This window comes from Hydrogenophaga sp. A37, from assembly GCF_002001205.1.
Taxonomy (GTDB): Bacteria; Pseudomonadota; Gammaproteobacteria; order Burkholderiales; family Burkholderiaceae_C; genus Hydrogenophaga.
In genome coordinates this window covers 23,873-45,698 of sequence record NZ_MUNZ01000051.1, presented here as the reverse complement: position 1 = coordinate 45,698, position 21,826 = coordinate 23,873, and the positions used below count along the sequence as shown (strand labels likewise).

The window sequence follows — 21,826 nt, the reverse complement described above, 5'->3', positions numbered from 1 at the left end:
CCTCAAGGGCCGCCAGGCCACCCCCACCGCCACCGCCGCCGTGCGGGCGGTGGGCCGATCAACGCCCGCACGGCGGCGGTGGCGGTGGGGGTGGCCTGGCGGCCCTTGAGGTGGGCCCGGGCTTTCATGCCCTTGCGGGCGCCGTCGGGTTTCGAGGGCGCCGCAACGGCGATGGGGATGGTGCGCAAAGTGGGGATGCTCATCGCCACACTGTGTCGCTTGGCGCCCCCTGCGTCAAATTGCTTTGCCACATGGGTTCATTCACATCTTGAATGAACCCGCGCCAGCAGAATGGTCAGCTGAGCGTGCCACTCAGGGTGGCCAGCTCGGCGCGCCAGGCAGGGTCCTGGGCCCAGGCCAGCGCCGCCGCCAGCACCCGCGTGGATGCCACATCGCGGCGCGTCAGAAAGCCCACGGGCGTCTGCACGTCGGGCCGGGTGAGTGGCCGGAAAACCAGCCCCGGCTGGTCGCGCAAGCTGGCCACGAGCGCACCGGGCATGACGCTGGCCAGCGGGCCGGAGCGCACCGCGAGCGCGAGCGCGAACACCGAGTTGGTCTCCATCACCGGCCGAGCCACGGCGCCCGCGCGCGCAAAGGCCGCGTCCACCACGCTGCGGTTGTGCATGTCGGGCGTGAGCAGGCACAACGGCTGCTGCGCCGCCTCGCTCCAGGGCACGGGCTCGCCCATGCGGCTGGCGGCGGGCGCTTTGGCGCGGCCCGAGCGCGGTGCGCGGGTGACGAGGTAGTGGTGTTCCTGGTACTGGGCGAGCACCTGAAAGCCGCTGTTGCGCGGGTTCACGCGCTCCAGGAAACCGAGGCCGAGGTCCAGCGACATCGCCTTCAACCCGGCCTCGATCTCGCCCGAGGGCAGCGACAACAGCACGGGCGAAACACCAGGATGGCGCGCCTGCAGCAGCGCACAAAAGCGCGTGGCGACCGGCACCGCCGAGGGCACCACGCCCAGCCGCAAGCGCCCCACCGGCTGGTCGGCCTGGCTGGCCAGCGACTGCTGCAGCATCTCGTGCTCGTGCAGCATGCGCCGCGCGCTCGCGAGCACCTGTTCACCCTCGGGCGTGAGGCCGGAGTAGGTGCGGCCACGGCGCACGATGGGCGTGCCCATCTCGCGCTCCAGCGAGCGCAACGCGTTCGACAGCGCCGGCTGGGTGATGTGGCAGGCCCGGGCCGCGCGCTCGAAGTGGCGGTGATCGTGCAGCGCCACCAGGTAGCGCAGGGAGGTGAGCAGGTTCATGGGGTGGTGTGGAGCAGGTGCGCCCGAAGTGGGTGACAGCCTATCACCCAAGAACCGCAGGACCAGACCGGAGCACGAGGTTCCAACCCAGAGGCACCGCCGGGCCGGCTTCGCCGGACGGCCAGTGCCGCCCCCCTTGGGGGGTGACGCGAAGCGGCGCGGGGGGTACTCCGACTACCCACCACCGCGCTGCATGTAGAGATCGAAGCGCTTCATGAAGGCAAAGCGCTGCACTGCGTCCAGCCCCTCAAACACGAAGCCCACGCGCAGCACCGGCATGCGCATCAGCGCGATCACGCGCGGTGGCATCACCTGCCAGCGCAGTTGCAGCGAACCGGGCGCGATCTCGACCAGGGCTGACGCGCCCTCCACGCGCCAGGGGCGCCCCTCGCCCACTGCAGCCGGCAACCAGCGCAGCCACTCGTCCTCGGTGCACCCCATGTCGCGCTCGAAGCGATCAGCGTAGCTCGACTGCATGCGGCCTCAACCCCCGGCGATAGGGGGCCAGATCGCCAGCGCATCCCCCTCGTTGAGGGTGGTGCTCATGCGTTTGTCCGGCTCGATGTATTTGCCATTCACCAGCACCAGGTGCACCAGCTTCGGCGGCAGGCCGAAGGGCTCGATGATCTGGCTGATGGGCGCGTCCGGGCTCACGTCCAGCTCCAGCACGTTGCTGCGCCGAGCCTCGGCGGGCAGGTAGTCGGTGAGCGTGGCGAAGAGTTTGAAGGTGATGCGCATGGGGAGGATTGTGTAGCGATCGATCCGCCGCCGGGCCGCCCCAAGGCGGATCAGCCCCCTCGGGGGGCAGCGACCCGCGCAGCGGCGGAGCGTGGGGGCAAATTCATGCACGTCGACGGTCGTCCGCCGCGCCACTCCAGTGGCCTTGCCCCTGTGCCGCCGACAGGTAAGCGGCCATCAGTTTCGTCGGGTCGTCCATGAGCCGGTCTTTCCACTCGCCCAGCCTCACCTGGCCTTCGACCAAGCCGCGCATCACGCCCACGTGGTCGGTCCAGCCCACGCTGTTGCAACCCACCAGGCGGTCGTCCTTGAACTGCAGGCTCAGGTGGCGGCCGGCTTTCTCATCGGTCAACTCCACGTGTTCCCCGCCGGACAGGCCTTCCCAGTTGCCGAAGCTGGTGGAGATCAGGCCCAGCGTGTCGAGCACGTTGATCTGGGTCACGCCCATCAGCTCGACCTGCTGGCCCACCATGTTGAGCGCGGCCACACGCGCCTGCTCGGCGGCGTTGGGCTGAATGGCACTCACGATGGTCTTGCCCGAGACCTTGTCGAAGGCCTCGGCGCAGTCGCCGGCCGCGTAGATGCCGGGCACGTTGGTCTGCAGGTGCTCGTCGGTCAGCACCCCCACCAGGCAGCGCACGCCGCTGTTTTCCAGGAAGCCGATGTTGGGCCGAACGCCGGTGGCGCTGATCACGAGGTCGGCCTCCAGCCGCTCGCCGGTGGACAGGCGCACCTGCATCTTGCCGTTGGGCACAGCCGATGAGCCGAGGCCCACGGCCTGCGCGATCTTGCCGAGCAGGCCGGGCTCGGCACCATCGCCGCGCTCGATGGCCTCGACCTTGGCGCCGGTGTAGACCTTGACGCCCTTCTTCTCGCACCAGTCCTTGATCATGCCGCCCGCCGTGGGGCCCATCATGCGCGGCACCATGCGGTCGCCCATCTCGACGACGGACAGATCCACACCGCGCTGCTGCAGCGATTCCATGATGATGCAGCCGATGAAGCCGGCACCCATCTGCAGCACCTTGGCGCCGGGCTTGGCCAGGTTGGCGATGGCGCGGGCGTCGGCCAGCGTCCAGCAGCTGTGCACACCGGGGCCGTCGATGCCGGGAATGGGCGGCGTCGCGGGCGAGGAGCCGGTGGCGATCAGCAGCGTGTCGAAGTGCAGCGTGTTGCCGTCGCTCAGCCCGATGCTGCGATTGGCCGTGTCCAGCAGCTTGGCGCGCACGCCGCGCAAGACCTTGATGTTCAGCGCCTCAAAGTGCCCCGGCGTGTGGCGCAGGTGCGTGCCCTCTTCGCCGACCTTGCCAATCAGCAGATAGGGAATGGCCATGCGCGAGTACGGCGCTTCGTTTTCGTCGCCGATGACGGTGATGCGATCGTTCGGCGCGTGCTTGCGGATGGTTTCCGCCGCGATGACACCGGCCGGGCCGGCGCCGAGGATGACGTGGTGGGTCATGAAAGTGTTCTCCAAATGAAAGAAGCGGTCACGGGGACCGCTTCTTCGTTGCATCAGTCCCCGATGCGAAAGATCAAAGGCTCAGACGTGCCCTGGTTTCAGCCGTCGGGCGGCCTTCAGGGTCCCAGCCGCGGGCGGCGTAGTACTTGGGCAGCATCTCGGGCAGCTTGCTGACCATGCCTTTGGAGGCACCGGTCTTGGCCGCTTCGGTGAGCAGGCGCTTGGGCAGGTTGTCGTCCTTGGCGGTGAAGCCGGCGGCGTTGTTGAACTCGCGCTCCATGTTCCAGATGCGCTCACCGATCTTCTCCAGCTCTTCGGTGGTGAATTCTTCGTCGCACGCGGCCTGCAGCTGCGGCGCCAGATCGGCCACGCCCCAGGCGAAGGTGGTGAACACGCACAGGCCCGACGAGTCGAACGCAGCGGTCGCGTCCTGGAACGCCTTCACCAGTTCGGGCTTGCCTTCGCTCTCGACCGGATCGGTCTTGACCGGAATGCCCAGCACTTCGGAGGCGATGGTGTAGCCGCGCAGGTGGCAGGCGCCACGGTTGCTGGTGGCGTAGGCCAGGCCGATGCCTTGAATGGCGCGGCCGTCGTAGGCCGGAAACTCCTGGCCCTTCACGCTCATCGACAGATCGGGGTAGCCGTATTTTTCGGTCAGTCGCTTGGAACCCTGGCCAATCTCCTTGCCGAAGCCTTCGCCCTTGGCGGTGATTTCGGCGAAGTGGGCCAGCGCCTGCGCCGAGCCGAACTTGGCGTCGATGCCGAGCTGCTCAGCGGTGAGCACGCCCATTTCGTAGAGCTCCATCACGGCGCCCACGGTGGCGCCGAAGCTGATCGGGTCGAAGCCCTCTTCGTTGCACAGCAGGTTGGCGTATTGCAGCGCTTCGAGGTCGTTCACGCCGTTGGCCGCGCCCAGCGCCCAGGCCGCTTCGTATTCCAGGCCGCCGTTGGCGCCCCAGTACTGCGGCTTGTTGGCCACGGTGAAGTGGCCTTCGTCGATCTTGCTGATGCGACCGCAGGCGATGGTGCAGCCGAAGCAGGCCTGGTTGGTCACCAGGTGCTTCTTGCCGTCGGTGGCGCGCGGCGTGACCATGGCCTCGGCCGAAATGTCTTTCGCGCCTTCGAACTGCACGTCGCGGTGGTTGCGCGTGGGCAAGGCGCCCATCTCGTTGATCACGTTCATCAGCACCTGGGTGCCGTAGGCCGGCAGGCCCTGACCGGTGACCGCGTTGTCGGCCAGGATTTTTTTCTTCTCTTTGGTGACCTGCATGAAGGCCTTGGGATCGCGGATGTTGCCCACGCCCTTGGTGCCGCGCACGGCAATGGCCTTCAGGTTCTTGCTGCCCATCACGGCGCCCACGCCCGAGCGGCCGGCCGCGCGGTGCAGGTCGTTGACCACTGCCGCGTACAGCACGCCGTTTTCGCCCGACTTGCCGATGCTGGAGACGCGCACCAGCGGGTCCTGCAGGCTGGTCTTGAGCATCTCCTCGGTCTTCCACACGCTCTGACCCCAGAGGTGCGAAGCGTCGCGCAGCTCGGCGGTGTCGTCGTTGATGTAGAGGTAGACCGGCGTGGCCGACTTGCCTTCAAAGATGACCATGTCCCAGCCGGCCATCTTGAGCTCGGCGCCCCAGTAGCCGCCCGAGTTGGAGCAAGCGATGGCGCCGGTCAGCGGGCCTTTGGTGATGACGGTGTAGCGGCCGCCGGTGGAAGCCATGGTGCCGGTCAGCGGGCCGGTGGCCCAGATGATCTTGTTCTCCGGCGACAGCGGGTCCACCTTGGGGTCGATCTCGCTGATCAGGTACTTGCTGCCGAGGCCGCGCGAACCGAGGTAGGCGCGTGCCCACTCCATGTTCAGCGGTTCGGACTTGACGGTGCCCGCGGTCAGGTTGACGCGGAGGATTTTTCCAGCCCAAGACATGTTGAAGCTCCTAAGTGTGTTGGGGGGATCAGGCGGCGGAGGGCTGGTTGCCCAGCTTGTCGGCCCACTGCTTCATCTTGTCGATGCCGGTCCAGTTGGCGTCCACGAAGGTGATCGCCGCGGTCGGGCAGGCGTCGGCACAGGCCGGCTCGCCACCGCAAAGGTCGCACTTCTGGACCTTGCCGGTTTCCTGCACGTAGTTGATGGTGCCGAAGGGGCAGGCGATGGTGCAGACCTTGCAACCCACGCAGGTGGTCTCGTTCACCACCTTGGCGCCGGTGACCTTGTCGACCGTGATCGCTTCGACCGGGCAGGCGTGCAGGCACCAGGCCTCGTCGCACTGCGTGCAGGTGTAGGGGACTTTCTTGCCGGTGTGGTGGAAGTCAAAGACCTTGATGCGCGACTTCGAGGTGGCGTAGGTGCCGTAGTTCTCGAACGAGCAGGCCATTTCGCACTGCAGGCAACCCGTGCACTTGTCCGGGTTGATGTGGAGGATTTTTTGCATTCGTGGGTCTCCGGTTGTGGGTCACACACGGCCGCTGGAGGGATATGCCCATGTGTTCATACGATTGTTGACCTGAAGGTAGGCCTATCGCTCAGGGATAACCCTCAAGCGCCCCGCCCGACGGACACAAAATCTCAGTTTGAGACACCCCCCATTCCCTGAAGTTTGCCTTTGAAACACAAGCCATTTCAAACCCACACAGACCTTTTGTGGACTCCGCTGTCCGCCATCGATCTGCCTGCCATTTCATATGCAACCAATGCAATTTATTTCCTCAAATTCGCTTTGAAATCAATATTTTTCAACCGCCAGAACACCTCAAAAGCTGTCTCAAATTGAGAATGTTTCAGACCGCGATTTCGATCTGAGGGTTAACACGCAATTCGCTCTTTTTTGAGCCATGTTTCACTGATTGGCGACCCCACCAACAGGAGACACAGATGCAGGTTCAGCTCAAGGTCAACGGCAAACCCACCTCGGTGGACGTCGCTCCCCACACATTGCTGGTTCAGGTGCTGCGCGAGCACCTCAAGCTCACCGGCACCCATGTCGGATGCGACACCGCGCAGTGCGGCGCCTGCACCGTCATCCGGGACGGTCGGGCCATCAAGTCGTGCAACGTGCTGGCCGTGCAGGTCAGCGGCTCGGACATCACCACCATCGAAGGCCTCTCCCAGCCCGACGGCACCATGCACCCGATGCAGGCGGCCTTCAAGGAGTGCCACGGCCTGCAGTGCGGCTATTGCACCCCCGGCATGGTCATGAGCGCGGTGGACCTCTGCACCCACCACCCCAAGGCCAGCGCCGGCGAAATCCGCGAGCTGCTCGAAGGCAACCTGTGCCGCTGCACCGGTTACCAGAACATCGTCAAGGCTGTGGTCAAGGGCCAGGCCGACATGGCTTCGTCCTAAGGAGAAACAGACATGGGTGCATCCGATTTCGCCAAGCTGCCGCACATCGGCGAGGCCGTCCGCCGCAAGGAGGACTACCGCTTCCTCACCGGTGCCGGCCAGTACACCGACGACATCACGCAGGCCAATCAAACCTACGCGGTGTTCGTGCGCAGCCCGCACGCACACGCCACCATCAAAAGCATCGACCTGACCCGCGCCAGGGCCATGCCCGGCGTGGTGGAAATCTTCACCGGCAAGGACATCGACGGCAAGATGGGCGGCCTGCCCTGCGGCTGGCTGATCACCAGCACCGACGGCACGCCGATGAAGGAGCCGCCCCACCCGATCCTCGCCATCGGCAAGGCGCGCTACGTGGGCGACCAGGTGGCGATGGTGATCGCTGAAACCCTGGAACAGGCCAAGAACGCCGCCGAAGCGGTGGACGTGGACTACGACATGCACGACGCCGTGGTCGACATGCGCACCGCCGCCCTGGGCCCGGCCCTGCATGAAGCCGCGCCCGACAATCACTGCTACAAGTGGGCCATTGGCGACAAGGGTGCGGTGGACGCCGCCTTCGTCAACGCCGCCCACGTGACCAAGCTCGACCTCATCAACAACCGCCTGGTGCCCAACGCCATGGAGCCGCGCGCGGCCATCGGTATGTACAACCGTGCCACCGAGGAATACACGCTCTACGTCGCCAACCAGAACCCGCACGTCGAGCGCCTGCTGATGACGGCCTTCGTGCTCGGCCTCCCTGAGCACAAGGTGCGCGTGATCGCGCCCGACGTGGGTGGCGGCTTCGGCTCCAAGATCTTTCTGTATGCCGAAGACGTGGCGCTCACCTGGGCGGCCAAGCAGATCAACCGCAGTATCAAGTGGACCTGCGAGCGCAGCGAGTCCTTCCTGACCGATGCACATGGCCGCGACCACATCAGCCACGCCGAGATGGCGATGGACAAGGACGGCAAGTTCCTCGCGATGCGGGTGCACACCCACGCCAACCTGGGCGCCTACCTCTCCACCTTCTCGACCGCGGTGCCGACCATCCTGTACGCCACGCTGCTCGCGGGCCAGTACAAGACGCCGCAGGTGTACGTGGAGGTGGACGCCTGGTTCACCAACACCGCGCCGGTGGACGCCTACCGCGGCGCCGGCCGTCCCGAGGCCACCTACCTGCTGGAGCGCCTGGTGAGCCGCTGCGGCTGGGAGTTGGGGATCGGGCAGGACGAGATCCGCAAGCGCAACTTCATCGACAGCTGGCCCTACCAGACACCCGTGGCCCTGCAGTACGACGTGGGCGACTACCTGGGCTGCATGAACAAGGCGCAGGAACTGGCCGAGGTGGCCGGCTTCGAGCAGCGCAAGGCGGCCAGCGCCGCCAAGGGCCTGCTGCGCGGCATCGGCTACAGCAGCTACATCGAGGCCTGCGGCATCGCGCCCAGCAACATCGCGGGGGCGCTCGGTGCGCGCGCCGGCCTGTTCGAGTGCGGCGAGGTGCGCGTGCACCCCACTGGCAGCGTCACCATCTTCACCGGCTCGCACAGCCACGGCCAGGGCCATGAGACCACCTTCGCGCAGGTCGTCGCGGCGCGCTTGGGGCTGTCGGTGGATGCGGTGGATGTGGTGCACGGCGACACGGGCCGAGTGCCGTTCGGCATGGGGACCTACGGGTCGCGTTCCATATCGGTGGGCGGCGCGGCCATCATGAAGGCGCTCGACAAGATCGAGACCAAGGCCAAGAAGATCGCGGCCCATTTGATGGAAGCCAGCGACGCCGACGTGGAGTTCGCCAACGGCGAGTTCACCGTCAAGGGCACCGACAAGAAGGTCACCTTCGGCCAGGTCGCGCTCACCGCCTATGTGCCGCACAACTACCCGCTCGACAAGCTGGAGCCGGGCCTGAACGAAACCGCGTTCTACGACCCGACCAACTTCACCTTCCCCGCCGGCACCTACATCTGCGAGGTGGAGGTGGATCCGGCCACGGGCTTCACGCGCGTGGACAAGTTCAGCGCGGTGGACGACTTCGGCACCATCATCAACCCCATGATCGTCGAGGGCCAGGTGCACGGAGGCATCGTTCAGGGCATCGGCCAGGCGCTGCTGGAAAACTGCGTCTACGACCAGGAAACCGGCCAGCTGCTCACCGGCTCGTTCATGGACTACGCCATGCCGCGTGCCGATGACTTCCCCGAGTTCAAGATCGGCACCATCTGCACGCCCTGCACCCACAACCCGCTGGGCACCAAGGGCTGCGGCGAGGCCGGCGCCATCGGCTCGCCGCCGGCGGTGATCAACGCGGTGCTCGACGCGCTCAAGCCGCTGGGCGTCACGGAATTCGACATGCCCGCCTCGCCCGGTCGCGTGTGGGAAGCGATTCAATCTGCCAAGGCCTGACCGAGGAGCACACCATGTACGCATTCACATTCGACAAACCCTCGACCCTGGCCGATGCCAGCAAGGCCGCCGCCGGTGGCGCCAAGCCCCTGGCCGGCGGCCAGACCCTGCTGGCTTCGATGAAGCTGCGCCTGTCTGAACCCGGCTCGCTGGTGGACCTGGGCGGCGTCAAGGAACTGGCCGGCATCAAGCGCGAAGGCAACGCCCTGGTGATCGGTGCCATGACGCGCCACATCGACGTGGCCAACAGCGCCGAGGTCAAGGCCGCCATTCCCGGTCTGGCCGATCTGGCCGCCCACATCGGCGACAAGCAGGTGCGGGCGATGGGCACGCTGGGCGGCTCGGTTGCCAACAACGACCCCGCCGCCTGCTACCCCAGCGCGGTGCTGGGCCTGGGTGCCACGGTGCACACCACGCACCGCCAGATCGCGGCCGACGACTTCTTCCAGGGCATGTTCACCACCGCGCTGAACGAGGGCGAACTCATCACGGCCATCAGCTTCCCGATCCCGAAGAAATCGGTCTACATGAAGTTCAACCAGCCAGCCTCGCGCTTTGCCATGACCGGCGTCTTCGTCGCGCAGACCGACAGCGGCGTGCGCGTGGCCGTCACCGGCGCGGGCAGCGGCGGCGTGTTCCGCCACACCGGGCTGGAGGATGCGCTCAACCAGAGCTTCACACCACCAGCCGCAGCGGCCGTAAAGATCGATGCCAGCGACCTGAACGCCGACCTCCACGCCAGCGCCGCCTATCGCGCCAACCTCATCAGCGTGCTGACCCAGCGCGCGGTGGCCTTGCTCGCCTGAAGCGGCTTCCACGGCAATGGGGGCCCCGAGTTGGCAAACCCGGGGCCTTTTTTCTTCAGCGACCCCAGCCCCACACGGCCCACACCCATGACCGCATTCAGCTCCATCGACGCGCTCATCCAGGCGCTGCAGACCGCCGGCTACTACGCCGACCGACGCCTGGCCACGGCGGTGTTCCTCGCGCTCAAACTGCAGCGCCCGCTGCTGCTTGAAGGCGAGCCCGGCGTGGGCAAGACCGAGCTGGCCAAAGCCCTGGCCAAGGTGTTGCAGCGCGAGCTGCTGCGCCTGCAGTGTTACGACGGCCTGGAGCAGCGCGAGGCGCTGTACGAATGGAACTACGCGGCCCAGCTGCTCCACATGCGCGCGGCCCAGGCAAGGCACGACGCGGCCGGCAGCGCGGACGAGGTGGAGCGCATCGAGCGCGAGGTCTACCAGGAGCGTTACCTGATCCGCCGACCGCTGCTGCAGGCGCTGCAGGCGCCAGCACCCGGCGCCTTGCTGCTGATCGACGAGGTGGACCGCGCCGACGAACCCTTTGAGGCCTTTCTGCTGGAGTACCTGGGCGAGTACCAGGTCAGCATCCCCGAGCTGGGCACGGTGCGCGCGCAGATCACGCCGGTGACCATCCTCACCAGCAACCGCACCCGCGAATTGAACGACGCGGTCAAGCGCCGCTGCCTGTACCACTGGCTCGACTACCCCGAGCGCGAGCGCGAGCTGCACATCGTGCGCGCCCAGGTGCCGCAGGCCTCGGCCGAACTCTCGGCCCAGGTCGCCGAGGTGGTGGGCCGGCTGCGCAGCCAGCCCTTTGCCAACGCCTTCCAGCGCGCGCCCGGCATCGCCGAGAGCGTGGAGTGGGCCAAGGCCCTGGTGGCGCTGGACACGCTGGCCATCGACCCCGAGGTGCTGTCCGACACCGCAGGGATCCTGTTCAAGCAGCGCGAAGACGTGGCCGCGCTCACGCGCGACATGGCGGCCGAGCTGCTCAAGCCCGCCGACGCGGAAGCCTGAGATGAAACACCCCCCGCGCCGCTTCGCGTCACCCCCCTCAAGGGGGGCGGCACCAGAGGCCCGGCAAAGCCGGTTCCTCGGTGCCCCCGGGTGGCGTTGTTTCATGCGGTGCGACTGGCGCTCCGGCGCCATGGACTGCTGAAGCCATGGCGATAGCACAACTGGGTGACGCCCGCAGCGGCAAACTCGCCGACAACATCACCGGCTTTGGCCGCGCCCTGCGCCGCGCCGGCGTGCGGGTGGACAGTTCGCGCATCGCGCTGGCGGCCGACGCCGCGCTGGCCGTGGGGCTGGAACGCAAGCAGGACGTGAGCGCCGCGATGGAGGCCGTGTTGGTCAGCCGCGAGCAGGACCGGCTGGTGTTCCGCGAGCTGTTCGACGTGTACTTCCGCAACCCCGAGATCGCGCAGAAGCTGCTCTCGCAACTGCTGCCTAGCGCCGAGGGCAAGGCCGAGCCCAGCCAGCGGCGCCCGCGTGTGCGCGAGGCGCTGTCGCCGCAAAAGACCTTCGGCCACCAGGCCAAACCGAAGGCAGAAGACCAGAAGGTCGAGTTCGACGCCGCCATGACCGCGAGCGACCTGCAGCGTCTGAAACACGCCGACTTCAACGCGCTCTCGGGCACCGAGTACCGGCTGGTCGAGCGCCTGGCGCGCGACATCCGGCTGCCGCTGCCCACCTTCGCCTCGCGCCGCACGCGGCCGGGCGCACAAGGCGCGCAACTGCACTGGCCGGGCCTGATGCAGCGCGCCGTGCGCAACGGTGGCGAGCTGATGGAGCTGCCGCGCCTGGAGCGGCGCGAGCAACCGCTGCCGCTGCTGGTGCTGGTGGACGTGTCGGGCTCCATGGAGCGCTACACCCGGTTGCTGCTGGCCTTTCTGCACGCGGCCACGCGCCACCACCGCCGCCGCGATGTGTTCGCTTTCGGCACCCGGCTCACCGACCTCACACCCGCCTTCCGTCAGGCCGACACCGACGACATGCTCGCACACGCCAGCGCCGCCATTGAGGACTTCGCGGGCGGCACCCAGTTCGGTGTTGCGTTGCAAACCCTGCGCCATGAGCACGCGCGCCGCCTGGTTGGCCGCCGCACCCTGGTGCTGATCGTCACCGACGGGCTGGACACCGGCGAACCGAAGGAACTCGGCGAGGCCCTGGACTGGCTGCGCCGCCGCTGCCGCCGCCTGCTCTGGCTCAACCCGCTGCTGCGCTTCGACGGCTATGCGCCGCTGGCGCGCGGCGCCGCCGAACTGCACAGCCACGCCCACGGCATGCTGGCGGTGCACAACCTCAGCAAGCTCGACGACCTGGCCGCCAGCCTGGCGGCTTTGCTCAAACGCTGAATACCCACACCACTACAAGATAGGAGAACACCATGGACATGCAAGGCAACCGCTCCCTCGCCATCACCCAGCAGCAGGCCTGGGATGCGCTCAACGACCCCGAGGTGCTCAAGGCCTGCATCCCCGGCTGCAACAAGTTGGAGGCCACCGGCGACAACCAGTACGCCGTGGGCATGGCGCTGAAGATCGGGCCGGTCTCGGCAAAGTTCGCCGGCAAGATCCTGCTCAGCGACATCGTCGCGCCCGCGTCGTACAAGATCAATTTCGAGGGCCAGGGCGGCGTTGCCGGCTTTGGCAAGGGCGCGGCCGAAGTGAAGCTCAGCCCCAACGGCAGCGGCTGCGGCTGCGAGCTGGACTACACGGTGCACGCCACCGTGGGCGGCAAGATCGCGCAGCTGGGCCAGCGCCTGATCGACGGCACCGCCAAGGCCATGTCGGAGGACTTCTTCAAACGCTTCGACGAAGCGATGCAGAAGGCCCACCCCGAGGCTTATGCGGCGCGGGATGCCGTCACTGCGGCGGCAGGCGACAACACGGCCGTGGTGGCCGCATCGACCAACCCCGTGCCCAGCGGCGGCATGCCCGCCTGGGTGTGGGTGGCCGGTGCCGTGGTCGTCGCTGTCATCTGGTGGCTGAGCCGCTGAGGCGCAACACCGGCACACTCCACGCACTGGAAACCACACATGGAAAACCTCGACATCACGGTGCTGCGCAAGCTGCTGCAATGGCGGCGCAGCGGGCAACGCGCGCTGCTGGCCACGGTGGTCCGCACCTGGGGCTCGTCGCCGCGCCCGGTGGGCTCGATCATGGCGCTGTGCGAAACCGGCTCGGTGGTGGGCTCGGTCTCGGGCGGCTGCATCGAAGACGACCTGATCTATCGCTACAGTCGGGCCAACACCCCGGCGGGCGCAGAAGTCTCAGCGGCAGGCATCACGCACGACATTCCCACCGGCCCGCCCGAGCGGGTGACCTACGGCGTCACCGCCGACGAGGCCCATCGCTTCGGCCTGCCCTGCGGCGGCACGCTGGAGCTGTTGCTCGAATTCAACCCCGATGCCGACACGCTCGCGGCGCTGGTGCAGGCCCTGAGTCAGGGTCGGCTCATGCAGCGCGACACCGAGCTCGCCACCGGCGCCGTCACGCTGCAGCCCTGCGACAAACCCACGGGCCTCAGCGACGACGGCGTGACGCTGCGCAACACCTTCGGCCCCGAGTACCGCATGCTGCTGATCGGTGCCGGCCAGCTCACCGAATACCTCTCGACCATGGCCCTGTTCTGCGGCTTCGCGGTCACGGTCTGCGACCCGCGCGAGGAATACCGCAGCAGCTGGACGGTGGCCGGCGTGACGCTGGCCCACGGCATGCCCGACGACGTGGTGCGCGAATTCAACGTCGACCGCCGCACCTGCGTGATCGCGCTGACGCACGACCCCAAGCTCGACGACCTGGCCCTGCTCGAAGCCCTGGGCAGCGAGGCGTTCTACGTCGGCGCCATCGGCTCGCGGCGCAACAACGAGGCGCGCCGTGCCCGCATGATCGAACACTTCGACCAGACCGAACACAGCCTGGCCCTGCTGCGTGGACCGATCGGCATCTACATCGGCAGCAAGATGCCCTCCGAGATCGCGGTCAGCATCATGGCCGAGGTGCTGGCGGTGAAAAACGCGGTGCCCTTGCCGCGCGACACGCAGGTCGGGCCGGCCAAGGAACGGCTGAGAGCGGGGTAATCACTCCCCCCCGCAGCGCTGCGCGCTACCCCCCAAGGGGGCGGCACTGGCCGTCCGGCAAAGCCGGCCCGGCGGTGCCCTGGTTCATCGGCGACCCTATCACCGCCATGGAGCACTGAGCGTGCCGGCATCGCAGCCCGACGGAGCTCTGGGTTGCATCCCCTCACGTCCCCGGGTTTGCCCCGGCACCATGGCACGTGATTTGCGCAGATGCTCCTCAGACGCTCAGACCGGGGGTGAGTTGACCCATGGCTGTCGCAATTTGCAACACTTGTGTTCCAGAGCCCACCGACCGCAGAGGCAGACGTGATTCCCCACACACCGAACCCCACGCCATCCGACCAGCGCCTGGCCTTGATCAAACGGGCACGGCTGTCCGTGCTCGAAGCCCGCGACTCGGCGCCTTCGCCTTGGCTGGCTCCCACCATCGAACGCTCCTGGCGGCGCTGCCTGGCGCAGGGGAAGGACCCTCGGCAACGGGTGAGCTTCGAGCCCGTGTCGGCCGGGGCCATGCAGCATGCGCTCGACGCCAGCCGCCCCTTGGTGCAGGCCGCCGCGCCGGTGATCCGCTCGCTCTCGCGGGCCATGGTGCACACCCGCTACTTCGCGATCCTCACCGACGCGCGCGGCACGGTGATCGGCGTGGACGGTCCGGTGGACCGCAACAACCCGCACGCCGCCGCCATCGCCCGCCTGGGCGTGAACCTCTCGGAATCCGCCGTGGGCACCACCGCCATCGGCGCCACGCTCGCGGAACACGAGCCCGTGTGGCTGCACCGGGGCGAACACTTCTTCAACGACACCAGCATCTTCAGCTGCGCGGGCGCGCCGATCTTCGGACCCGACGGCCTGTGCGTGGGCATGCTGGACCTGACCGGCGTGGACGTGGCCGAACAACCCGCCCTCAAACACCTGGTCACCCAGTCCGCGCGCAGCATCGAAAACGCACTGACCACCGCCCGCCCCCACCGCCTCCTGCTGCGCCTGAACTGGCCAGGCCGGGTGCTGGGCGACGACAACGACGGCCTGGTGTGCGTCGACAACGACGGCGCCATCACCGGCGCCAACCGTGCTGCGGCCGACATGCTGGGGCTGTCCACGCAACGCCAGCCGCTGCACTGCGGCGAGGTGTTTGCCGTGCCCACGGACACGCTGTTTGATGCCGCCAGCAACCACCGCACGGCCATCGAGGTGCCGCTCTGGTCCGGCCTTCGCCTGCAGGTGCTGGCACAGAGCCCGGGCAGCAACGCAGCGGGCACCGCACGCCCCGCCAGCCACAGCGTGCCCCTCAAAGACGTGGAGACCGCCCTCATCCGCCGAGCTGTCGAAGACGCGCGAGGCAACGTCATGGAAGCGGCGCGCGCGCTGGGAATCAGCCGGGCCACGGTGTACCGAAAAATCGGAAAGAGATAGCCCCCCTGCGCCGCTGCGCGGCTTCCCCCCAGGGGGACCACGCCCTTTGACCGGCAAAGCCGGATGGGCGCCACGCCCACCCCCGTCGCTTGTTCGCTGCGCGTAACCGCTCCGCCCCTCAAGGGGCAACGCGAGTGGCCCGGCAAAGCCGGTTCCACCGCGTTCTGGGTGAAGGCACGCGCCGGAGACGCCACAGGGCGGAAAGGGATGGACACCTGCTGCCGTCAAGCACACACATGTCCGGAGAGGATGCATTCACCGGGAACGCGGCGGAACTGGCTCCGCCAGGCCGCTCGCGTTGCCCCCTGGGGGGTGACGCGAAGCGGCGCGGGGGGTACCACAGTCAGGGCGCGGTGAGCGTCAAGCCGTTCTGCTTGAAGATCGCCAGCATCTCGCCACTGTCGCGCAGCGATTTCATCGCGGCCTCCAAGCCCTGGGCCAGCTCTTTGTTTGCGGTCTTGACCGCCATGCCCACGGGCCAGCCGGTGTCGGCGATGCCGTTGTTGAAGTTGATCTTGCTGATGCGGAAGTGGGCCGCGGCGCCCGGGTTGCGGAACAGCGTGGCTTCGGCCTGCGCCCGCGTCACGAAAGCGGCAACGGCCTTGCCGTCCACCGCCGCCTGCGCGGCTTCGATGCCCGAGTTGAAGATGGACACCTGGTTGCGCAACAAGCCACCGCCATACCCCATCAACACGCTGGCCGCACCCGCGCCGCGCTCGGCCGCGAGCGCCAGGCCTTTCAAATCTTCGGGCACCGCTGCGTCGGCCAGCTTGCGCGTGTCGTGCATCAAGATCACCGACTGGCGCATGTAGGGCGCGAAGATCATCACCTGCGGGTTGCCCTGCGCCAGAAACTTGTCGGCCGGCACCTGCAGCATCACGTCGGCCGGGCCGTAGCCCAGGTAGTGACCGCGCCAGACCATGTTGCGCAGGTCGTCGTTCATGTTTTCGCCCGCGTCGAAAGGCAGCAGCGAGAGCTTGAGGTTCATCTGGCGCGCCAGCCCCTCGGCCAGCGCCACGTCCAGGCCTTTCATGTCGGCCGCAGGGCCGTCGGAAAAGGGCGCGTTGTCCTTGTACACCGCGACCTTGAGCATGCCGTTGGCGCGGATGCGCGCCAGGTCGGTGAGCTCGGTCTGCGCCAGCGCCGGCCAGGGGGCGGCCAGTGCGGACAACAAGGCCAGCGCCTCACGGCGGCGCAGCGCGCCGGTGCGGGCGATGGCGGTGGTCGAGGGAGTCTGTGTCATGGGTCTTGTCTCTGGAGTCGTTGTGGTGATGTGGCGCTCTGGCACGTCCCCGTGGACGGCCCCATGTTCACGGCTCGCGGCGCGTCTCGATGTAGGTGCGGATCGACCAGATCGCTTCTTGCGAGAGCGTGCCTTCGAACGGCGGCATGTAGACGCGGCCATCGCGCACACGGCCGCGGCGCACGGTGGCGATGAAGTAGTCGTCCATCTCCTTGAAGCACGCGGCCTTCTTGCCCGCGTCGGCCATGCCGGTGCAGTCGCTGTCGATCTTGCGCAGGTCGGGCGAGATGCCGCCGGAGATGGCCTGGAGGCCGTGGCAGCGCGCGCAGTTCTGGTTGTAGGCCGAGGTGCCGATGCGCAGGGCTTCGCCGCGCGCCGGGCTCGCGTCGTTGTAGGGGTTGGCGTCGAGCCACTTGGCGCCGAGCTGCGGCAGGGTGTGGGTGTCGACGGCTTGTGGCGTCACGTCGCCGTGCGCCATCACGGCGGCAGCGGCCAAGCTGCAGGCGGCGAGGGCGAGCAGGCGCAGGTGAGAACGCGCTGGGAGCTTGAGGAATGGGGTTTTCATGGGGCTTGTCTCCAGGTTCCAAAACAGGGGGTTGGAAGCCTTAAAAGCAATAAGCAGGCCACTGGAAACCCACGCCCGTGCAGGCCACGGCCACCGTGCAGGCCCGTGCTCCAACTGTCCCAATTTGCATCACACACCTGTTCCAGAAGGGTCGACTGGGACACCTCGCGCAGGGTCGCTGTGCCAGAAAGCCGGTGGATCGAATGGCCGGCTACTTGCTATGTACCAGACGGAGGCACTTGGCCACACACTGTTTCACTCGGGGAATACCCAGTGTTGATTCGTGGCACAGATATGAAGAGAATCACATGAGTCACACCGAACACGAACATTCCCCCCCCCAGGGCACGCCGGACGATCCCAACTGGACCATGGACTTCTGGGGCGGCTTTCCCCCGGACCCAGGAGACGACATGAGTGCCGCCATGTACACGCCACCCGGCGGTGAGCGAGCCGACACTCCGCCGCCGGCCCACTCGCCTGCCGGTCATGACCTGATCGGTCAGTCGCAGCAGCGTTCGCGCGCCTACGGCCTCACCGAGCAGAGTGAGCCCGATTTCTCCAGCCCTTCGCGCGGCGTCCTGACCGAGGCACTGGACGAAAACCGGTTTTTGTTCCAGCACGCCGCGCCCGTGATGGAAACGCTCTACGACCAGATCGTCAACACCCACAGCATGGTGCTGCTGACCTCGGCCAAAGGCATGGTGCTGCACTCGCTGGGCGACACCGACTTCTTGGAGAAAGCCTCGCGCGTGGCGCTCACGCCGGGCATGGACTGGTCGGAGCAGAACAAGGGCACCAACGCCATCGGCACCGCGCTGACCGAGGAAGAAGCGCTCACCGTGCACGGCAACCAGCACTACCTGAACGCCAACAAGTTCCTCACCTGCTCCGCCGCGCCCATCTTCGACCCCTACGGCCAGGTGATCGGCGCGCTCGACGTGACCGGCGACCACCGCAGCTTCCACCAGCACACGCTGGCGCTGGTGCGCATGTCGGCACAGATGATCGAGAACCACATGTTCGCCGACATCTTCCCGAAGGCGATCCGGGTGCATTTCCACACCCGCTCCGAGTTCCTCGGCACGCTGGTCGAGGGCATCGCGGTGTTCTCGCCCGAGGGGCGTTTCATCTCCGCCAACCGCAGCGCGCAGTTCCAGATCGGCCTGCCGTTTGCCGCGCTCAAGGCCCACACCTTCTCGTCGCTCTTCGGCATCTCGATGTCGTCGCTGTTCGAGCTGTTCAGCGGCGCCATGCCCAACCCCAAACAACTGGTGTTGCACAACGGCGTGTCGGTCTGGTGCCGGGTGAAGGTCAAGACGAGCAACCCCTGGTCGGCGGGGCGACCCATGGCAGCCAACCCGCAGCAGGCCGAAGAGCAGCACACCGCCACCCCATCGGCGGCTTCGGCGCCAGCGCTGCTGAAACAGACCGGGCGCAAGATGCAGCTGTCGTCGCTGCAGTACCTGGACACCGGAGACCCCCAAGTGGCTGCGGTCATTCACAAGCTGCGCAGGGTCTCGGGCAAGGACATCCCGGTGATGATCCTGGGCGAAACCGGCACCGGCAAAGACCTGCTGGCCCAGGCCATTCACGGCGACTCCACGCGCTCGGCTCAGCCCTTTGTTTCGGTCAACTGCGCCTCGATTCCCGACAACCTGATCGAGTCGGAGTTGTTCGGCTACGAAGAAGGCGCCTTCACCGGCGCGCGCAAGAAGGGCTCGATCGGCAAGATCCTGCAGGCCAACGGCGGCACGCTGTTCCTCGACGAGATCGGCGACATGCCCAAGCATCTGCAGGCGCGGCTGCTGCGCGTGTTGCAGGAGCGCAAGGTGAGCCCACTGGGCGCGGGCAAGGAAGTGGACGTGGACGTGGCCGTGGTGAGCGCCACGCACAAGAACTTGAAAGACATGATCGCGCGCGGCGACTTCCGCGAAGACCTGTACTACCGCCTCAACGGCCTGGTGGTGCGCCTGCCGGCGCTGCGCGAGCGCACCGACTTCGACCTCGTGGTGCAGAAGATTGTGAAGGCGCTGTGCGAGAACAGCCAGCAAGTCGGCATCTCGGCGCGGGTCATGGACATCTTCAAGCGCTACCACTGGCCGGGCAACTTCCGCCAGTTGCACAACCTGCTGCGCACGGCCGTGGTCATGGTGGGCTGCGACGGTGTGATCGACATGGAGCACCTGCCCGACGACTTCCTCGAAGAGCTGGAACACGGCCTGCCCAACCCGATACCGAGCCGCCTGATGGGGTCCATCGCCCCGACGGAGTCCGAACTGCCCGAAACACCCAGCTCACCGCCCATGCCCGAACCGGCGGTGGACGGCCAGCGCCTGCAGGACGTGGCGCTGAGCGCAATGGCGCAGATGCTGCGGCTGCACAAGGGCAATGTGTCGGCGGCCGCCAAGGCGCTGGGGGTGTCGCGCAACACGATCTACCGGAAGAAGGATCAGCTGCCGCCGGGGCTGCTGTAACCCCCGCGCCGGGTTTTTGCACAGCCTCGTCAGGCGTGGGGTGGATCTGTCGGCGGCCAGATGAGTTGAATGGACAGGCCTTTGCCGCTCGGGTCGTCCACGATCGTGATCTCGATCTGGTGCCGATCGCAGATTTCCTTCACGATCGCCAGGCCGAGGCCGGTGCCGTGCGCGCTGGTGGCCGCGCCACGGTAGAAGCGCTCAAACACCCTGGGGCGTTCCTCGGGGGGAATGCCCGGGCCATTGTCGATCACGCCCAAGTGCGCTCGCCCGTCGCACTGGGACACCCGCACTGTCACGTGGCCGCCCGGCGGGGTGTAGCTGATGGCGTTGTGCACCAGATTGTTGACAAGTTCGCGCAGCAGCACCGGTTCACCGCGCACCGGCACAGGCAGTTCACCTTCGAAGCCCAGGTCGATGGATTTCGCCCGCGCCAACGCCAGCATGTCGAAGGTCTGCTCGCGCGCCAGAGCGGTGAGATCAAGCGCCTCGATGTCCAGCGGTCGACCGGGCTCACTGCGCGCCAAGCTCAGCAGCTGGTTCATGACGCGCTGAGTCGCCTGGGTGGACTGGTGAACGCTCTGGACCACCGTGCGCATGGCTTCGTGGTCGTTCTGCTGCAGGGCGTGATCGACCTGGGCGCGCAGCACGGTCAGTGGCGTCTTCAGCTGATGCGATGCGTTGGCGATGAAGCGCGCCTGCGCGTCGCTGAGCTGGCGTTGCCGTTCGGTATGGACGTTGATCGCGTTGATCAGCGGCACCACCTCGCGCGGCACACGGTGGGTGTCGATCGACGTCAGGTCGTTGGCGTCGCGCGCGCGCACGTCGTCGCGCAACCGCTTCAGGGGCGCCAGGCCGCGCCGAACACCGAGGCCGATGAGGCCGGCGGCGGCGGCGATCAGCAGCAACTGCATCACCGCGGACTCGGAGACGATGCGCCGCGTCAGCTGGCGCCGCGCATCCATCGTCTCGGCGACCTGCACCGTCAGGGTCTGCGGCTGGCTATCGCCGACCACCGACCAGGCCAGCGCGACGACGCGTATGTGCTGACCTTTATAGGTTGCGTCATAGAACAGCGGCTCGCTGCCGAGAGGCGTGGAAGGGGGAGGCAGGTCGGCATAGCCGGTGATGTGGCGGCCGTCCGCCAGCGTCGCCACGCGATAGAAGATGCTGTCCTGCGTGTCGGTGCGCAGCATGGCGAGTGCGGCGTAAGGCAGGTCCACCACGATCTGGCCACTCTGCACACTCAGGCGCTCTCCGATCACCAGCGCGGAGCCGAGCAAGGTGCGGTCGTAGGCTTCGTGTGCCAGTGCCAGGCTGCGCAAGTAACCCACCGTGGCCGAGATCAACCACAGCGCCAGCGTCGGGACCAGAAGCCAGCGCAGCAGCAGGTCACGCAGGCGTGTCATCGGCCGCCACCAGCACGTAGCCGAGCCCGCGCAAGGTCTCGATCTTCGCCCCGCTGCCGTCGAGCCGGCGTCGCAGGCGATGCACGTAGATCTCCAGCGCCTCGTTGCTGAGCACCGCTTCGCAACCGCTCAGTCGCTGGGTGAGCACCAGCTTGCTGACCGGCCGGCCGGCGTGCACGATCAAGGCCTCCAGCAGGTCGTGTTCGCGTGGCGGCAAATCAAGTGGGTGTGTGCCGATCGTGAAGCGGCGTGTCACCGTGTTGAACACCAGCGTGGCCACGCCCACCGCCGAATCCACGGCACCGATCGAGCGCCGGTACAAGGCCCGCAGGCGGGCTTCCAGTTCGGCCAGGTCGAAGGGCTTGGCCAGGTAGTCGTCGGCGCCCGCATTCAAACCTTGAACCCGGTCATAGGTGTCGCCGCTGGCGGTGAGCACCAGAACCGGCACCTTGTCTCCGCGCTGGCGCAGGCGGCGAAGGACTTCAATGCCGAGCATGCCCGGCAATGCCAGGTCGAGTATCACGATGTCGAACGCATGCTGGTGCAAGGTGGTGTCGGCCAGCAATCCATCGGCGCAAGAGCTTACCTGAATGCCGAGCGCACCGAAGGATTGCGTCAGCGTTTGCGTCAGCGGCAATTGATCTTCAACCAGCAAGATATGCAAGGT

20 protein-coding genes are annotated in these 21,826 nt (G+C 67.1%); 9 read left to right on the top strand and 11 right to left on the bottom strand.

Annotated features, from left to right (window positions below; translation table 11 throughout):
* Nucleotides 1–2: 2 nt before the first annotated feature.
* From B0E41_RS01600 to B0E41_RS01570, 7 genes are all read right to left on the bottom strand, one after another.
* Complete coding sequence (locus tag B0E41_RS01600) at nt 3–203, bottom strand: hypothetical protein (protein ID WP_143433611.1); 201 nt, start codon at nt 201–203, stop codon at nt 3–5.
* 92 nt (nt 204–295) lie between these two features.
* Nucleotides 296–1,249: a LysR substrate-binding domain-containing protein gene (locus tag B0E41_RS01595; RefSeq protein WP_077328111.1), complete on the bottom strand. Its 954-nt coding sequence runs from the start codon at nt 1,247–1,249 to the stop codon at nt 296–298.
* Nucleotides 1,250–1,423: 174 nt separating this feature from the next.
* Nucleotides 1,424–1,726, bottom strand: a complete 303-nt coding sequence (locus tag B0E41_RS01590) for a hypothetical protein (RefSeq protein ID WP_077328109.1) — start codon at nt 1,724–1,726, stop codon at nt 1,424–1,426.
* 6 nt (nt 1,727–1,732) lie between these two features.
* A complete protein-coding gene (locus B0E41_RS01585) occupies nt 1,733–1,987 on the bottom strand; it encodes a MoaD/ThiS family protein (protein ID WP_077328107.1) in 255 nt (84 codons plus the stop codon).
* A 103-nt stretch (nt 1,988–2,090) separates the two neighbouring features.
* The gene (locus B0E41_RS01580; RefSeq protein ID WP_077328105.1) at nt 2,091–3,446 is read right to left on the bottom strand and encodes an FAD-dependent oxidoreductase; all 1,356 of its coding nucleotides are present in this window, start codon (nt 3,444–3,446) and stop codon (nt 2,091–2,093) included.
* 73 nt (nt 3,447–3,519) lie between these two features.
* Complete coding sequence (locus tag B0E41_RS01575; RefSeq protein WP_077328103.1) at nt 3,520–5,367, bottom strand: aldehyde ferredoxin oxidoreductase family protein; 1,848 nt, start codon at nt 5,365–5,367, stop codon at nt 3,520–3,522.
* 28 nt (nt 5,368–5,395) lie between these two features.
* Entirely contained in the window at nt 5,396–5,872 is a 477-nt protein-coding gene (locus B0E41_RS01570; RefSeq protein ID WP_077328101.1) for a 4Fe-4S dicluster domain-containing protein, read from the bottom strand.
* A gap of 440 nt (nt 5,873–6,312) precedes the next feature.
* Between B0E41_RS01570 and B0E41_RS01565 the strand changes: the two genes are divergently transcribed.
* The 8 genes from B0E41_RS01565 (at nt 6,313) to B0E41_RS01530 (ending at nt 15,465) form a co-directional block, all read left to right on the top strand.
* On the top strand, nt 6,313–6,783 hold the full coding sequence (locus B0E41_RS01565) for a (2Fe-2S)-binding protein (protein ID WP_077328099.1): 471 nt from the start codon (nt 6,313–6,315) through the stop codon (nt 6,781–6,783).
* Nucleotides 6,784–6,795: 12 nt separating this feature from the next.
* Nucleotides 6,796–9,168, top strand: coding sequence for a xanthine dehydrogenase family protein molybdopterin-binding subunit (locus B0E41_RS01560; protein WP_077328097.1), 2,373 nt, complete (start codon nt 6,796–6,798; stop codon nt 9,166–9,168).
* Nucleotides 9,169–9,182: 14 nt separating this feature from the next.
* Nucleotides 9,183–9,974, top strand: coding sequence for a xanthine dehydrogenase family protein subunit M (locus B0E41_RS01555; RefSeq protein ID WP_077328095.1), 792 nt, complete (start codon nt 9,183–9,185; stop codon nt 9,972–9,974).
* Nucleotides 9,975–10,061: 87 nt separating this feature from the next.
* Nucleotides 10,062–10,985, top strand: a complete 924-nt coding sequence (locus tag B0E41_RS01550; protein ID WP_077328093.1) for a MoxR family ATPase — start codon at nt 10,062–10,064, stop codon at nt 10,983–10,985.
* A 146-nt stretch (nt 10,986–11,131) separates the two neighbouring features.
* A complete protein-coding gene (locus tag B0E41_RS01545) occupies nt 11,132–12,325 on the top strand; it encodes a VWA domain-containing protein (protein ID WP_077328091.1) in 1,194 nt (397 codons plus the stop codon).
* Nucleotides 12,326–12,357: 32 nt separating this feature from the next.
* Entirely contained in the window at nt 12,358–12,969 is a 612-nt protein-coding gene (locus tag B0E41_RS01540) for a carbon monoxide dehydrogenase subunit G (protein ID WP_077328089.1), read from the top strand.
* Nucleotides 12,970–13,008: 39 nt separating this feature from the next.
* Nucleotides 13,009–14,052: an XdhC family protein gene (locus B0E41_RS01535; RefSeq protein ID WP_077328087.1), complete on the top strand. Its 1,044-nt coding sequence runs from the start codon at nt 13,009–13,011 to the stop codon at nt 14,050–14,052.
* A 306-nt stretch (nt 14,053–14,358) separates the two neighbouring features.
* Nucleotides 14,359–15,465 (top strand): helix-turn-helix domain-containing protein, encoded by a 1,107-nt coding sequence (locus B0E41_RS01530; RefSeq protein ID WP_077328123.1) that lies wholly within the window; start codon nt 14,359–14,361, stop codon nt 15,463–15,465.
* A gap of 343 nt (nt 15,466–15,808) precedes the next feature.
* Here the strand turns inward: B0E41_RS01530 and B0E41_RS01525 are convergent, their stop codons facing one another.
* Both B0E41_RS01525 and pedF read right to left on the bottom strand, forming a co-directional pair.
* On the bottom strand, nt 15,809–16,708 hold the full coding sequence (locus B0E41_RS01525) for a transporter substrate-binding domain-containing protein (RefSeq protein ID WP_171984633.1): 900 nt from the start codon (nt 16,706–16,708) through the stop codon (nt 15,809–15,811).
* Nucleotides 16,709–16,775: 67 nt separating this feature from the next.
* Nucleotides 16,776–17,273, bottom strand: coding sequence for a cytochrome c-550 PedF (gene pedF, locus B0E41_RS01520; RefSeq protein ID WP_077328083.1), 498 nt, complete (start codon nt 17,271–17,273; stop codon nt 16,776–16,778).
* Nucleotides 17,274–17,581: 308 nt separating this feature from the next.
* On the opposite strand from pedF, the gene B0E41_RS01515 reads away from it, so the two are divergent.
* Nucleotides 17,582–19,750, top strand: a complete 2,169-nt coding sequence (locus B0E41_RS01515) for a sigma-54-dependent Fis family transcriptional regulator (RefSeq protein ID WP_253194533.1) — start codon at nt 17,582–17,584, stop codon at nt 19,748–19,750.
* 29 nt (nt 19,751–19,779) lie between these two features.
* Here B0E41_RS01515 and B0E41_RS01510 read toward each other — a convergent pair whose 3' ends face one another.
* Nucleotides 19,780–21,159, bottom strand: coding sequence for a sensor histidine kinase (locus tag B0E41_RS01510; RefSeq protein WP_077328081.1), 1,380 nt, complete (start codon nt 21,157–21,159; stop codon nt 19,780–19,782).
* The gene (locus tag B0E41_RS01505) at nt 21,143–21,823 is read right to left on the bottom strand and encodes a response regulator (protein WP_077328119.1); all 681 of its coding nucleotides are present in this window, start codon (nt 21,821–21,823) and stop codon (nt 21,143–21,145) included. Before B0E41_RS01505 ends, B0E41_RS01510 begins: the two co-directional genes overlap by 17 nt.
* Nucleotides 21,824–21,826: the final 3 nt, after the last annotated feature.